Genomic DNA, 15,754 nt, shown 5'->3' with positions numbered 1-15,754 from the left:
TATTTTGATAATTTCTTGGTAGATAGTGTCAATTTACTGTATTTATTTTTTATTAAAAAACTTCATCCTGATCTATTTTAATTAATCAATAAAATACAGTTCTATAATACTGTAAAGCAGCGATTTTGGTTATTTTGCACTATTACTTTGGAATAAAAGCAAATAAGAAAAGGCATTTTAACAATGAGTCATCCTGTATTTTTAACCAGTACCACGTTTAGCCATATGCCGATCGGTCAAGAAAATCAATGGGCAGATTTTTTTCAAACAGCTTCTTTTGAACTTGAAGCAAATGCATTTATTCCGATTTTATGGTTAATGCTGTTTAAACAGGACAATCTGCATTGGGCTAAATATATCGATGAATTGGATCACAACGACCAAAGAAATCAAGGTGATTTAGAAGAATATCAACAAGATTTTGCAGAAAACTGCTATGCCTATTTAGTGATCGAGCAGCAACAGGCTTTAAATAATTTAGAGCAACGGAAGCCCTTATTTATAGCTATTTTTGGTGAAGAAAATATTCCTCATTTTGAAGAGTTTAAATCTTATATCTTACAATATTATCCTCACTTTATATTGTTACGAACCAATGGATTACCTTTAGACTTAAATGACGCAAACTTTCTAACTCAACCCTTAACACACATAGAAAATGCGCAAATGGGTAATACCGAAAATATTGATTTTTTCACTGTGCAACGTCGTGATCTTGTACGTTTCGATGATCAGGCTTATTTCTTTTACGGTGCAGATGTACTCAGTAGCAGTATAGCATCAGATTCCCTAGAACAGCCCTCATCACCGATGTTAGACACTAAACCACCATCAACAACAGCATCAGGATTGGCGATTTGGATCTGCACAGCAATTGTTGCCTTATTAACACTCGGTGTTTGGTTTTCTACTTCTTCGATTTTGTATAGCGTACTTATTTTTATCATCAGTGCTTTTGTATTGGGATTCATTTCTTCAAAAATTGGAGAAACAAAGTAGAACAGGTTGACATATGAGCCACAAAAAACCATGAGCAATGCGATCAGTATTACTCATAGTTTTTAAACAACTTTTTTTGAAAAAATTTTAATCTATTGCGAACTGCAAAATTAATTTCCCAATTTTATTTCCAATATTTCAATTTACTGGTTTGCCCAATACCTACATTAAAACTATTGGTTGGATCAAGTTTTTGATAATGATTTTTTAAACTTGGTTTAGCCACATAGAGATGCCCTACATTATGTTCTGCGGGATATTCAGCTCCACGATCATCCAACAAATGCCACATTTGATGTTCCATTGCCAAAGGATCAACACCTTTTTTTACAATATAGTCTTGATGAAATACATGACAGAGAAAATGTCCGTAATACAACTTGTGAATGATTAAATCATCCATCGCTTTGGGTAAGGTTTCCACCCACTCCCGATCATTACGACGTAGTGCAATGTCTAAAGCAACAATATCCTCCACGTCTGAACGGTGTGTATCTCGATAGCGAATTGCCGCACCTGCAACGGCAAAACGGTGTAGAAATGCTTTGCGCCCTTCTTCCTCAGTACAACGGAAGAAACCACCTAAAGAATGCCGTTGAAAGTAGTCATGTAAAAAAGCTTCAACTTGCTCGACGTCTTGATTTTCGATACGAATCATCAAATGATGTTCATATAAATCACGAAACTCATTCATGCGCTTAGGCAAATGATTCGGTAAGAGTTTGGTCACTATTTGCAAAATTTTATCGGACAAATTACGTAAACCAATTTTCTCCAGATAACCATCGACTTTATCCTTCATCGCAAATGCCGCAGGTACTTTTGCTGTACCTAATTTTTCGATAAACATAAACGTATCTTTGCCGTATTCAGCGCCAATATCATAGGCAACACGATGAATATACTCACCGGCAATCGGCAGTCTAGGTAAATCTTTCAGTAAAAAACGACGAATTTCGGTGAGATCATCATGTGAGTTTGTCCCGACATAAAAGACCTGACTTGGTATTTTCTCAAAGGTGTCTAGACGTACTGCAAATACACAGACTTTACCTGCTGAACCCGAAGCTTCAAACAAACGTGATGGGTCCGCATTAAATCGTGCAGGCGTAGCTTCATCAACCTCTTTCACATCATGCGCATAACGATGATCTGAGGCACAACAACTCGGATTATTTACAATGTCATTGATTTGATAATTTTGACTTTCGAGCTTGGTTAAAATTTCTTCTGGAGTTTCACCCAAATGAACTCCCAAGTGATTGACCAACTCCAACTCCCCTGAATCATTGACACGTGCATAGAGTGCTAACTCGGTATAGGCAGGTCCACGACGAACAAGTGCACCGCCAGAGTTATTACAGATCCCGCCTAAAACTGATGCTCCGATACATGATGAACCAATCACAGAGTGTGGTTCACGATTAAATGGAGCTAATTCTTTTTCCAAACGATCTAATGTTGCCCCTGGCAAACAAATGACTTGTTGACCTTGATTAATGACCTGAATGCCAGCCAAACGGCGCGTACTCATTAAAACCACGGGACGATCATAATCATCACCAAATGGCGTTGAACCACCAGTCAATCCAGTATTGGCAGCTTGCATAATCACGATGCAATCGGCATTGACAGCAGCTTGTAACACTTGCCATTGTTCGAATAAAGTTCCTGGAACAACAACAGCAAGTACTTTGCCTGAACCGTATCGACGCCCTTGACGGTAGAGGCGTGTATCATGATCTTGGGTCAAAACATGCTGTTGACCAACAATTTGAATCAATTGCTGAATGGTTTGCTGTGAATCAAAATTCGATTGCATTTTCCCTATCCTATCTATGAATGCTGACTCAACAAATAAGTTCAGCATTCATTGCAGCGACATTATTTCAATGTAATTGCGACTATGGAAAGCTTTCGATTTAATGTATCTCAATTTAAAAAGATAGATCAAACCAAAGTCATCCGCAAAACTTGGTCAATATTTTTTAGTTTCATCTTTTAGAAATATCAACTGCTCAAAACGTTTGGCTTCAACGCTCACAGCTAATATTTAGGCAAGCTAATTCGATAGCTTGATGGATATTTGCTCAACCTCAAAAATATATTAATCAGTCAGTGCTTGATCTAGTTTGACTAAACAATCAGAAGTAATGTCAGCAATGGTTTTGGCACCCGTCAATGTCATCGCAACACGCATTTCTTTATCAATTAAATCAAGTAGGTTTGATACACCAGCACCACCTGCGGCACCTAAGGCATAGACAAATGCACGCCCTAACATACACGTATCAGCGCCAAGTGCGAGCATTCGCACAACATCTAAACCATTACGAATACCCGAATCTGCCAGAATCTTAATATCGCCTTTCACAGCATCCGCAATTGGAGGAAGTGCACGTGCTGATGACAACACACCATCGAGTTGACGACCACCATGATTAGAAACAACAATACCATCTGCACCGAAACGAACCGCATCTTTAGCGTCTTCAGGATCAAGGATGCCCTTAATCACCATCGGACCATCCCAAAACTCACGAATCCATTCTAAATCTTTCCAAGAAATAGAGGGATCAAAGTTATTGCCCAGCCAACCGATGTAGTCTTCGAGTCCAGTCGGTTTGCCTAAATATTTGGAAATATTCCCCAAATCATGCGGACGACCCAGTAAGCCCACGTTCCAAGCCCAATGTGGATGGAAACAAGACTGCATATAACGACGCATTGCTGCATTCGGACCACTCATCCCTGAATGTGCATCGCGATAACGTGCACCCGGTACAGGCATATCTACAGTAAACACTAAAGTTGAGCAACCTGCTGCTTTAGCACGTTCCAAGGCATTTTTCATAAAGCCACGGTCACGCAAAACATAAAGCTGAAACCACATCGGACGACCAATTGCTGGGGCAACCTCTTCAATTGGGCAGACTGAAACTGTAGATAAAGTAAATGGAATGCCTTTTTTATCTGCTGCAACTGCAGCCTGCACTTCACCACGGCGTGCATACATCCCCGTTAAGCCGACAGGAGATAATGCAACCGGCATTGATAAAGTTTCATCAAATAACTTTGTTTCTAGACTTAACTGAGACATATCATTTAAAACACGCTGTCTCAAAGCGATTTTTGATAAATCTTCTACATTGCGCTTCAGTGTATATTCAGCATATGCACCGCCATCAATGTAATGAAATAAAAATGGAGGTAAACGACGTCTCGCTGCTTCACGATAGTCATTTGCAGAAGAAATAATCATGTTCATATCCTGTTTAATCGGCTTGCACGTTGACGACGAGCTTCTTCTTCATCAATCATCCGTACTTGCTGCACTACAAATTCTATATGTCCACATACTGCATCTCTTGCAGCATCTGGATCATGACGTTCAATTGCATCCATCACTCTAAAATGCTGATCATGCAATTGATCAAATCGATGTGTTTCTGAGTAAACCTTACGTCTGCCCAATAATACGTTAAATTGCAACAAATCGAACACGCCCCGCATCATCTGAATCAAGACTAAATTGTGCGATGCCTCAGCAATCGCCAAATGAAATTTAGCATCCGCCAATGAAGCTTGTTCATCATCCCCTAATGACTGAAAGTATGAAATCTGGTCATAATATTTACGGATCAAAGCCAGATCTTCTGTTGTTGCACGTTGTGCTGCATACCAAGCCGAGCCACCCTCAAGAATTGTTCGTGCTTCTTGCACATCAAAACGATAGGCAGGGTCTTGATCAATTAAATTACTTAACGGGCTAACAATCTGGTTTTGCGACCAGTTCACAGGGATTTGTTGCAAATACGTTCCCGCACCTACTTTACTGACCAGCATACCCATACTGGTCAATTGCGAAATCGCTTCTCTTAAAGAAGAACGGGATACACCGAGTTGTTCACACAACTTTCGTTCAGCAGGCAATCGTTCTCCGACTTGCATGTTTTTTTCTGCGATTAACATGCGTAGGCTGTGGACCACTTTGTCGGAGACTTTCATCTGCTTTCCTTAATATTGCATTGGTTCAGTGTCGCTGAGTCTCATGGAATCATCCATGGAAACACATAAGCTTGTAGGGTAATAATAATACCGATCATTACTGTAAACGTTATACTGTGTTTCACGGTAAAACGGAACAGATCTGATTCTTTACCAACAAGCCCGACCGCTGCGCAGGCAATTGCAATCGATTGAGGAGAGATCATTTTTCCGGTCACACCACCACTGGTATTCGCTGCGACAAGCAATACTTCTGGCACTCCAATTTGTTGTGCCGTGGTTGCCTGTAATGCACCAAATAATGCGTTGGCTGAAGTATCCGAACCCGTTAGGAACACCCCTAACCAGCCTAAGAATGGCGAGAAGAAAGTAAATGCTTGCCCTGTATGTGCCAATGCCAAAGCCAAGGTTGCAGACATCCCTGAATAATTAGCGATAAAAGCAAAAGCCAATACCATACCAATCGAATAAATTGGAATTTTTAATTCATTGATTGTTTCACCAAAAGTGACTACAGCTTCTTTAGGCTTCATTTTTAAGAAAATGATGGTGATGATTGCAGCAAAAATAATGGCTGTCCCTGTTGCTGAAAACCAATCAAACTTATAAATCGCATCATAATCTTTGATTTCAGATACCACTGGCGGCATCTTTTGCACCATTTGGTGCAAGAAAGGCACTTTGATTGAAATCACCAAATCATGCAATGCACCATCTTTGGTAAACAAGTCTTTGAATGGTTTTACACTCCAGATCGTCACCATGACTGTCAAAATGGCAAATGGCGACCAAGCTTTCGCAATTTGTGCAAGCGTATATTTTTGCTGTTTTTGCTCAGCCAGATTTTCATTCATGCTGGCATCTTCATTGGCAAAACGGAAGATATGTTTAGGCTGCCAATACTTCAATAAAATCGTAAGTGAAATCAAAGATGCAATAGATGCTGTAATATCTGGCAATTCAGGACCAACAAAGTTTGACGTTAAATACTGAGCGATCGCAAATGCACCACCACCAACAATCACCGCAGGCCAAGTTTCTTTAACACCACGCCATCCGTCCATGATCGCCATAATCCAGAACAGTACAATTGGCACCATAAATGGCAACTGGCGTCCGACCATCTGACTGATTTCATGTGTTTCAACACCTGAGACTTGACCAGCAACAATAATTGGAATTCCCATAGCACCAAATGCAACAGGCGCCGTGTTTACAATCAAACACAGACCAGCAGCATACAGTGGTTTAAACCCAAGCCCGACCAACAATGCTGCGGTAATTGCCACAGGTGCACCAAAACCAGCCGCCCCTTCTAAGAAAGTACCAAAAGCAAAACCGACAAACAGCATTTGTAAACGCTGATCTTCTGTAATCGATAGAATCGAAGAACGAATAATATCGAACTGCCCTGTTTTAACCGAAATTTTGTACAGGAATACTGCACCAATAATGATCCATGCAATTGGCCACAAGCCATAGAAAAAGCCATAAACCATAGATGCCAATGCCATCATGGTAGGCATTTGATAAGCAAATAAAGAAACCAATAATGCCAATATGACTGTAATTGTCCCCGCAACACTTCCTTTCATGCGGAATACAGCTAGGGCCAAAAAGAAAAATATAATTGGAATGAGTGCAATGGCACTGGATACCCAGATATTACCCATTGGATCATAAATCTGTTGCCAATGTTGAAGCATTGTCATCTCCTTGAAATGCTTGCCAGAACGTCGAGTTTGATAAAATCACCCATTTATTTCTCAATAATTGGTATGACCAATATAAAGTTAAAAACAAAAAAATAACGCGTATTTTTACTTTATAGTAATTTTTGCTGATTTAAAGATCAATAGTTACCCAACTATTCATAAAATGGTATGACCAATTTTAAGAGTATTTTTATTATTTTAATTGCATATTTTCTCATTTCTTAGACAGACAGATTTTTAAAAGTTTTGTTTTTAAAAGTTTTTTTCAATGCTTTATTATTTTTATACGACTTTAGTCTAAAATGATATTTAAAAAGCAAATTTTAACCAATATCAAAACATATTTTTATTACGATATTAATCACACACTTTCATTATTGGTCTGATCATTTTAAAAATTTAAAATTTTGATGCATGTTATAGATCATATAAAAAACAAAATCAGTAAAGTTTTACTGATTTTGTGGATTGATACGATACAGAAATTATTATGAATATAAATTCCTTTGCTCTACCTTAGCGATGCTCACAATTCAAAGGTGTAACGACCTTCTTTTTCATTTGAATCTTTAAAGAACTCATCATAATACCTGTACAAATAAATGCCGCACCAATCAAGATATTCAAAGTAATCGGTTCATGCCAAAGCATATAGCCAAAAAATAAGCTTAAAATAGGAATACACATAATCGAGATTGACGCCACAAAAGTATCCACCTGACTCACAATCCAATTCCAGAGCGCAAAAGCAAACCCTGTTCCGACCACAGCAATATAAAACAACATTGAGTCATTGAGTGGATTTATCCATATATGCACATCAATAGGCTCAAAAATAACAGCACCAATCAGAATAACAAAACCACCGATTAACAACTGCCAAATGGTCAGTTTCATTTTGTCATAAGTGGCAAAATTCTGTTTGATATAAACAGTTGTCAGTGCCCAGAAGAAGCCCGATAAAATCAAGAAAGCCTGTCCAATCAAAGATAGGTTGAAATGTAAATCATGCAATTGTGGCCAAAGAATTGCGACTAGCCCCAAAGTACCTAAAATCAGTCCAAGCATTTTCTGGGTATTTAAACGTTCTTTAAGTACATAATGTGCCAGTACACCAATAAAAATCGGCATCGTAAACACCAAAACCGCAGATAAGCCTGAATCTACAAATTGCATGGCAAAAGTTTGAGTCGCATAAAAACCAATACAAATCATCACGCTTGAAATCATCAGTTTTTTCCATTCTCCTCTTTGTGGAAAAATAGATTTACGCAATAAACGTTGAACCAACATCAAAGTCAAGGCAGCTAAAATCAACCGTGTAGAAATAAATAAAAATGGAGGAAAAACCTGCAAACTGTGTTTGACCAGCCCCCACAATGATCCCCAAACGAGACACAACAAAACGATTGCACCCATTACTCTAAGATTCATTTGCTGTACTCATACAGATGGAAAGTAGACTTAGTTTAAAAAATAAATGACATCATGAATAATGCTATGTTTTAATACATCCATCATTTTTTTTAATACACTTAAAAAATTCAACATTGTTATTAAAAGCGAATAGGTTTGAGGAATTGTCATGAATATCGACATCGGAGATATTAAGTCATTTGTAACGGTTGCCGAAATGAAGAGTATTTCTGCTGCTGCCCACAAACTTAACTATTTGCAGTCAAATATGACCGCAAAAATTAAAAAAATTGAAAACCACTACAAACGTCAGTTATTTATCCGTAAACCTAAGGGGGTTGAACTGACAGAGTCTGGTATGAACCTCTATCAACAATACAAAAAGATGATCTTCACTTGGGAAGAGACAGAAAATAAAATTTATCAACAAGAAAAATACCTTCGTTTTGGTACCAATACCAGCTTAGGAGGCATGCGTTTCTACCCGTCTTTTAGCCAACTTTACAAAACCTATCCAGAGCTTTCAATTACGATGAAAACCGGTGCAACAGGCTACATCGAAGATGAAATTTTATCAGGCAATTTAGATATCGGTTATGTACTTGGGCATCCCAAACAGAAAAACATACAGTACATCCAAAAGGCAGAAGATCAACTGGTCATCATTGGTAAAAGTGTTATTAACCATGAGAATCTTGAGGATTGTCTCAATCACCAAAATATTCTGTTGGCTTCAGAAGAATGTTGTTATGCCACAACCTTAGATCATATTTATACGGACTACAACTTAACAAAAGGTGAGCTCACCCATATTTATGATCATGAAGCGCTGGTGAATTTCACTCAATTGGGTATGGGAATTTCCATGATCGCAAAATCACTGATCAAAAAATTTAATATTGAGTATTACCGTGAAACACCTGAACAATATCGAGATATAGGATTTTATTTAATTGCTCGAAGTGAGCATGTCTTTACCCCAATTGAAAAGCAATTTATCGGCTTGAATGATCAGCTTTAAACAGATCGATATTTTCTTAAATTTTAACTGTTTTAATTTATATTTGGCTGTTTTATTTGATCTGTGTTTTCCCATTTAAACACTGAGTAAAACAGCATAAATACACCAACAAAAGTACCAATAGGAAATGCATTGAGCATAAAAATGGTGAAGAAAATTGAACCTAAACGATTGGACAAACTTCCAGACTTAACGCCTTTTGCACATAAAAAATGAATAATTATAAGCAGCAATCTCCCTAATATAGCACCAACAAAATAACGGACTTGATTTGTAAACACATAATACAACATGTTTATCAAATCAAAAATCAAGACAAATGCTACAATTTTGTGCAATGTTGATAAAGTTTGATTTTTATCTATATTCATCACAATTTTTTATCCTTGTTATCTGATTCCATTTCAGTTTTTTACTTAATGTTTAACCATCGCTTTTGCTATATTAATCTATTTTTTAAATTAAAAAAAAATGATTTCCACCAACAACAGCCCAAAATTTGTATTGAAGAGTGCTATAATACTGCGTTTATAAAATTCTCAATGGCCACCCATGTATGTGGTGCCTCTTTCGAAATAGTTAGGACGAGCAATGACTGACAATGCAACGATCTTGCAGAATGTACCAGTAGGCAAAAAAGTGGGTATCGCTTTTTCTGGTGGTCTAGATACTTCAGCAGCTTTATTGTGGATGAAGCAAAAAGGCGCAGAACCTTATGCTTATACAGCAAACTTAGGGCAACCTGATGAAGATGACTACGATGCAATTCCGCGTAAAGCTGAAAACTACGGCGCTGTTAAAGCACGCTTAGTGGACTGCCGCTTACAACTTGCATTAGAAGGTATTGCTGCGATTCAGTGTGGCGCATTTCATATCAGTACTGGTGGTGTTCCTTACTTCAACACTACACCTTTAGGTCGTGCAGTAACAGGGACAATGCTTGTTACCGCAATGAAAGAAGATGATGTAAATATTTGGGGTGATGGCTCAACTTACAAAGGAAACGATATTGAACGTTTCTACCGTTATGGTTTGTTGACTAATCCTGCACTTAAAATCTATAAGCCGTGGTTAGACCAACAGTTTATTGATGAGTTGGGTGGTCGTGCTGAAATGTCACAATTCTTAATCGACAATGGTTTTGATTACAAAATGTCGAAAGAGAAAGCCTACTCAACAGATTCAAACATGTTGGGTGCGACACATGAAGCTAAAGATCTTGAATATCTCAATGCGGGTATCAAAATCGTTGATCCAATTATGGGCGTTGCGTTCTGGAAAGATGATGTAAAAGTTGAAGCTGAAGAAGTTTCTGTTACTTTCGAAGAAGGCTTCCCTGTTGCATTAAATGGCAAACGTATCGAAGATCCTGTTGAATTTATTCTTGAAGCAAACCGTATTGGTGGACGTCATGGTCTAGGTATGTCTGATCAGATTGAAAACCGTATCATTGAGGCAAAATCTCGTGGTATTTACGAAGCTCCAGGTATGGCTCTTCTTCATATTGCATATGAACGCCTTGTTACTGGTATTCACAATGAAGACACTATCGAACAATATCGTATTAACGGCTTACGTTTAGGGCGTTTATTATACCAAGGTCGTTGGTTTGATTCTCAAGCATTAATGCTTCGTGAAACAGCACAACGTTGGGTAGCAAAAGCCATAACAGGTACAGTAACTTTAGAGTTACGTCGTGGTAATGACTACACCATCTTGAACACTGAATCTGAAAACCTCACTTATGAAGCTGAGCGTTTGACGATGGAAAAAGGTGATTCAATGTTTAGCCCTGCCGATCGTATTGGTCAATTAACCATGCGTAATCTTGATATTACCGATACACGTGCAAAACTCAGCATCTATACAAATACAGGCTTATTGGCTGTAGGTACGGGTTCTGCAGTTCCTCAGTTAAAAGACAAAAACAAATAATTCAGTTTAAAAAATAAAAACCGCCAAATGGCGGTTTTTATTGGTCAAGACTTTTTGCTGTGATCTAATTAAGATGTTGCCGCAGAATTCTGGTTTGTTTGAGTGGTGTCTTGTTGCGATTTTTGTTGTTGTTTTTGTAATTCAATCCGTTCTGCATGTTCTTGACGAATTCGATCATACTCTCGCTGAGTTTCTGCATCACTTTTTGCAGCTAAAAATGCCATTCCCACTAAAAAAACTGGAAATAATAATCCCAATGCAGCGAGCAAATAAATTTTAGGAAACTTCTTCGAACTTGTCTGTGACATACATTTAAATCTTTCAATAAATTTAAGTAGGCGTAATAATATAACAGAACAAACTTATTCAATATATGAAAAATCGAAATTTGAAAAACCAACACTTCATCATGAAGGCTTATTCAAGATACAACTTTAGCTTTCCTTTTAAATATTAACTTAAAGATCAAACACTTAGTTAACAAATCATGAATCATAAATTCAAAGAAATCATCGATCTTTAGCAGACTGATAAGCAGCTTGCGCAATTGCTAAACTCTTCTTCTTTCCTTCAACGGTATCTGGGATCTCATTGCTCGTACCATTACTCGAATGACGCTGAAGATGCTGCTGTTGAGAATATTTGTGCATCTCAGGTTGAGGCTTTACGTTTTGTTGGGAGTTTTGTGTAGCTGTTCGCTGCGTTAGCTTCTGTTGAAGCTGTTGTTGTGGATTTGGTACAGCCATTCCTGCACATGGTCGAGACTGATAAGTTACTGAGCCCTTCAACACACACTTATGTACTTCTTTAGCTAAAACGTGATGAGAAAACCCTAAAGCTAAAACAACCAACACGATTATATTCACAACACACACTCCATTTAAGTTTTAACAAAGTATCAACATTTAAGCTAAATTGCTATTTACACAGGAGTTTTTTTAATTATTGCTTTTCTTGTCACAATAAAGGGGGAAATATGACTTTTTTTGCCAAATCTTTACAGCATTTTGTCATGTTCACATTATGGTAAATTTCATGCTATTTCAAATTTCTCAATAGGCGACGTACAATCACACCATGTACCATAGAAACGGGAAGCATATAAATTTTCCCAAAAAAATTATAAGTGACAACACTGGTAAAAATTCTAAGCAGATTTTTCTGCTCATCATAGTTTTCGATCTTTAATACCACCAATACAGTTAAATGCTTATCGCTTGATTGTAAAAAAAGTTCATGATCTGAAACTTGAATAACATCAAAAAAATCTGCTTTTCCACCCTGCTCAAGTGCCATAGATTGAGAGTTAAAACCTTGTATAGGCTGTACACCACCCAGATGCAGACTGAAAAAGTCTCGAATTTTAAAAGCAATCTTTAACCATTTTGGTGGTGTACTGGTCATTAGGTGATAAGCTTGTGATGCTGTGATATTTTTATCAATACATTGTTGGTCTTGATGAATAAAATTAAGCTGATGAACAGGTGCAACCAATACATACGGATCTATTTCTGTATTCATGGAACTAAACCTTTTTAAATATAATAATTTAACGTATGAATAGAATCTAAATTCAGTCTACAGCAATCCAAATGAAGTACAATCACAAGCCGCCTAAAGTTGAATAAAATCATGAATGATTGGGCAATTTTTTGAAATAAATAACTGTATTCTAAGATGAATATGTATTATTTAATGATAGTGATATACATGGTATCTATAGCATGCGATTTGAAATCAATAGATATTGAAAAAAGTACAGCTTAATAAAGAGATAGAAAGCGTACCTCCTGTTTGGAAATTTACCTCATTAAGCTATTGCTACTACCTAATATTTTGAAAAAATTTCGAATGATTCACACAGGCAATGTTCCTCTCAGACAATGCCAATATTTACATTGCAAACAAAGTCATGCTTTGATTTTGCTGTAGCTGGGCATCGTTAATAATGAACCATGATAAAAAAGGTCTGCACTTGGCAGACCTTAGATTATGTTGTCTTTAGATTAATTATCCATATTTTCAATGATCGCTTGCCCGAACTCTGAACAACGAAGTAGAGTAGCTCCTGGCATTAAACGCTCAAAATCGTAAGTAACAGTTTTTGCAGAAATCGCGCCTGAAACGCCTTTGATAATTAAATCGGCAGCTTCAGTCCACCCCATATCTCGAAGCATCATCTCTGCTGAAAGAATAATAGACCCCGGATTTACCTTGTCTTGTCCTGCATATTTTGGTGCTGTTCCGTGTGTTGCCTCATATACAGAAATTGCGCCACCAATATTTGCACCCGGCGCAATACCAATACCACCTACTTCTGCTGCAAGTGCGTCAGAAATATAGTCACCGTTTAAATTTAAAGTAGCGATCACTGAATAGTCAGCAGGACGCATTAAGATTTGCTGTAAAAATGCATCGGCAATCACGTCTTTGATAACAATGTCTTTGCCTGTTCTTGGATTTTTAATTTTGACCCAAGGTCCACCATCAATCAGTTCACCACCAAAGCGATCTAATGCAAGTTCATACCCCCACTCTTTAAAAGCACCTTCAGTGTATTTCATGATATTGCCTTTATGCACTAAAGTTACACTCGGCTTATCATTATCAATCGCAAACTGAATCGCTTTGCGCACCAAACGTTGGGTACCTTCTTTTGAAACAGGTTTAATCCCAATACCACAATTATCTTCAAAACGGATTTTAGTGACACCCATTTCTTCTTTAAGAAATTTAATCACTTTTTTTGCTTCTGGGGAGTCAGCTTTCCATTCAATACCTGCATAGATATCTTCTGAATTTTCTCGGAAAATTACCATATCTGTCTGTTCGGGATGTTGAACAGGTGATGGTACACCTTTAAACCAACGCACAGGTCGCACACAGACATATAGATCTAATTCTTGACGTAGAGCAACGTTAAGTGAGCGAATTCCACCGCCTACAGGCGTTGTGAGTGGACCTTTTATCGAAACTACAAATTCTCTGAGTGCTTCAAAAGTTTCTTCTGGCATATAAGTGCCATAAATTTTATTGGCTTTTTCACCACAGTAAACTTCCATCCATTCGATCGAACGTTTGCCACTATAAGCTTTTTGAATTGCGGCATCGACCACTGCCTTCATAGCAGGTGTAATATCCACACCAATACCATCTCCTTCAATAAAAGGAATAATCGGATGGTTTGGAACATTCAGTGACAAATCTGCATTTACAGTAATTTTGCTACCATCTGCAGGTACTACGATCTTCTGATAACCCATTGTTCAGGATCTCCATTTTCTTATAGTGAGTAAATCCAAAAAAATTGCGCTATGAGCAATATTTGCGACCACTTTTTTAGCAAGATCAGTGTAATCGAATTCGATCATTTTTTGAGATTTATACGAGGAATAACAACATTTCTCAACTTAATAAAACGCATTGTTTCATGATTTAATGCTTTTCTAGAATGTATTTTTTATAAAAATCATAGCTTTCTTTTATTTCTACAAAATCAATAAATTTTGATCCTTAAAATAAATCAATAAAGATCACAGAACGCTCCTCTCATTTGAATCTTAATGCATTAAAAAACCAATTAAATGACTGTAGACAGTATTTTTTAAGGAAAACCAGCGCCCCTGTAAATATTCAAAAATCTAAAATCAAAGTCAGGCGCTCTTTTACTCCTCCTGTTGAATGACAAATAAAGTTGAAGAATACAAAGCTGAATCTGTTATAGTAGTCCACAATCAACTGGGCTTTTTGCAACCTAAACCACCCCATTTTTATCAAAACGGGTATTCAATCGGGTAACAAATCAAACCCAAAAAATTTTATTTATATATATTAGTGGCTTAAAGTGAAAATTGTCATTCTGAACAAACCCTATGACGTCCTCTCCCAATTTCGTAAAGACGAAGCACATATGACTATATCTGACTTCGTTGACGATCCTAGCTTGCGTATAGCTGGTCGTCTTGATATGGACTCTGAAGGTTTAGTTTTTTTAACTGATCATGGTGGTCTAAATCAGTATATTACCAATCCAACCAATAAAAAGTTTAAGACCTATTTGGTTCAAGTCGATGGTGATATTACTGAAGAAGCACTTGAACAGTTACGCAAAGGTGTTGAGTTAAAAGACGGTATAACCTTACCCGCTCAAGCCGCTAAAGTGGAACAACCAGAATGGTTGTGGGACCGTGATCCACCCGTACGTTTCCGTGCCAATATCCCTACCTCATGGGTAGAAATTTCGATTTGTGAAGGGCGTAATCGTCAAGTGCGTCGTATGACCTCTGCTGTTGGTTTTCCAACTTTACGTTTGATTCGTACCAAAATCGGTGCAATTGATTTAGTTCAGATGGGTTTACAACCGGGCGAAACAAAAGAAATCGAACCATTGCTTTATCCTGATTTTCAAAATGTACCTGCGGAAGAACCGTATCGTTCGCGTTCTTATGTCAAAAAACCAGGCGGTACTGGCGGAAAACCGATGGTACGTAAGAACAAAGATGGTTCTACTAAAAAATCTGGAACCAAACGTATTTGGCAGATGGATGACAGCGAAAAACCGCGTCGCAAAACCAATGGAACTACACGTCCAAATACCAAAGCTCCGCGTGGTCGCGGACGTAATAGTCGTTAGATTTTTTACCACAAGAATATGATATAT

14 protein-coding genes are annotated in these 15,754 nt (G+C 37.6%); 4 read left to right on the top strand and 10 right to left on the bottom strand.

Features of this window, described 5'->3' with window-relative positions:
* The first annotated feature begins 183 nt into the window (after positions 1–183).
* The gene (locus AC1Z3T_RS00705) at positions 184–999 is read left to right on the top strand and encodes a hypothetical protein (protein WP_100885630.1); all 816 of its coding nucleotides are present in this window, start codon (positions 184–186) and stop codon (positions 997–999) included.
* 124 nt (positions 1,000–1,123) lie between these two features.
* Here the strand turns inward: AC1Z3T_RS00705 and dld are convergent, their stop codons facing one another.
* From dld to AC1Z3T_RS00680, 5 genes are all read right to left on the bottom strand, one after another.
* Positions 1,124–2,821, bottom strand: a complete 1,698-nt coding sequence (gene dld / locus AC1Z3T_RS00700; RefSeq protein ID WP_483396435.1) for a D-lactate dehydrogenase — start codon at positions 2,819–2,821, stop codon at positions 1,124–1,126.
* A gap of 285 nt (positions 2,822–3,106) precedes the next feature.
* A complete protein-coding gene (gene lldD, locus AC1Z3T_RS00695) occupies positions 3,107–4,261 on the bottom strand; it encodes an FMN-dependent L-lactate dehydrogenase LldD (RefSeq protein ID WP_004829155.1) in 1,155 nt (384 codons plus the stop codon).
* Between the two features lie 2 nt (positions 4,262–4,263).
* Complete coding sequence (lldR, locus tag AC1Z3T_RS00690) at positions 4,264–5,007, bottom strand: transcriptional regulator LldR (RefSeq protein ID WP_004829158.1); 744 nt, start codon at positions 5,005–5,007, stop codon at positions 4,264–4,266.
* 41 nt (positions 5,008–5,048) lie between these two features.
* Positions 5,049–6,719 (bottom strand): L-lactate permease, encoded by a 1,671-nt coding sequence (lldP, locus tag AC1Z3T_RS00685; protein ID WP_171064853.1) that lies wholly within the window; start codon positions 6,717–6,719, stop codon positions 5,049–5,051.
* A 519-nt stretch (positions 6,720–7,238) separates the two neighbouring features.
* Complete coding sequence (locus tag AC1Z3T_RS00680; protein WP_046761543.1) at positions 7,239–8,156, bottom strand: DMT family transporter; 918 nt, start codon at positions 8,154–8,156, stop codon at positions 7,239–7,241.
* Positions 8,157–8,307: 151 nt separating this feature from the next.
* Here AC1Z3T_RS00680 and AC1Z3T_RS00675 point away from each other — a divergent pair, with 151 nt between their 5' ends.
* Positions 8,308–9,159: a LysR family transcriptional regulator gene (locus AC1Z3T_RS00675; RefSeq protein WP_042087605.1), complete on the top strand. Its 852-nt coding sequence runs from the start codon at positions 8,308–8,310 to the stop codon at positions 9,157–9,159.
* A gap of 32 nt (positions 9,160–9,191) precedes the next feature.
* On the opposite strand, the gene AC1Z3T_RS00670 is transcribed toward AC1Z3T_RS00675, so the two are convergent.
* The gene (locus AC1Z3T_RS00670; RefSeq protein WP_483396434.1) at positions 9,192–9,530 is read right to left on the bottom strand and encodes a hypothetical protein; all 339 of its coding nucleotides are present in this window, start codon (positions 9,528–9,530) and stop codon (positions 9,192–9,194) included.
* A 220-nt stretch (positions 9,531–9,750) separates the two neighbouring features.
* On the opposite strand from AC1Z3T_RS00670, the gene argG reads away from it, so the two are divergent.
* Positions 9,751–11,094 (top strand): argininosuccinate synthase, encoded by a 1,344-nt coding sequence (gene argG, locus AC1Z3T_RS00665; RefSeq protein WP_005032700.1) that lies wholly within the window; start codon positions 9,751–9,753, stop codon positions 11,092–11,094.
* A 68-nt stretch (positions 11,095–11,162) separates the two neighbouring features.
* Here the strand turns inward: argG and AC1Z3T_RS00660 are convergent, their stop codons facing one another.
* The 4 genes from AC1Z3T_RS00660 to icd all read right to left on the bottom strand — a co-directional run bounded on the left by AC1Z3T_RS00660 (position 11,163) and on the right by icd (position 14,357).
* Positions 11,163–11,402, bottom strand: coding sequence for a hypothetical protein (locus AC1Z3T_RS00660; RefSeq protein ID WP_009584119.1), 240 nt, complete (start codon positions 11,400–11,402; stop codon positions 11,163–11,165).
* A gap of 201 nt (positions 11,403–11,603) precedes the next feature.
* Entirely contained in the window at positions 11,604–11,960 is a 357-nt protein-coding gene (locus tag AC1Z3T_RS00655) for a DUF4124 domain-containing protein (RefSeq protein WP_483396433.1), read from the bottom strand.
* A 172-nt stretch (positions 11,961–12,132) separates the two neighbouring features.
* The gene (locus AC1Z3T_RS00650; protein ID WP_005032707.1) at positions 12,133–12,615 is read right to left on the bottom strand and encodes a DUF2867 domain-containing protein; all 483 of its coding nucleotides are present in this window, start codon (positions 12,613–12,615) and stop codon (positions 12,133–12,135) included.
* Positions 12,616–13,100: 485 nt separating this feature from the next.
* A complete protein-coding gene (gene icd / locus AC1Z3T_RS00645; RefSeq protein ID WP_005032709.1) occupies positions 13,101–14,357 on the bottom strand; it encodes an NADP-dependent isocitrate dehydrogenase in 1,257 nt (418 codons plus the stop codon).
* Positions 14,358–14,938: 581 nt separating this feature from the next.
* Between icd and AC1Z3T_RS00640 the strand changes: the two genes are divergently transcribed.
* The gene (locus tag AC1Z3T_RS00640) at positions 14,939–15,727 is read left to right on the top strand and encodes an rRNA large subunit pseudouridine synthase E (RefSeq protein WP_042087616.1); all 789 of its coding nucleotides are present in this window, start codon (positions 14,939–14,941) and stop codon (positions 15,725–15,727) included.
* Positions 15,728–15,754: the final 27 nt, after the last annotated feature.

This window comes from Acinetobacter sp. B-6, assembly GCF_056930735.1.
The sequence above is the reverse complement of the archived record's forward strand: the minus strand, read 5'-3'. Positions and strand labels throughout refer to the sequence as shown.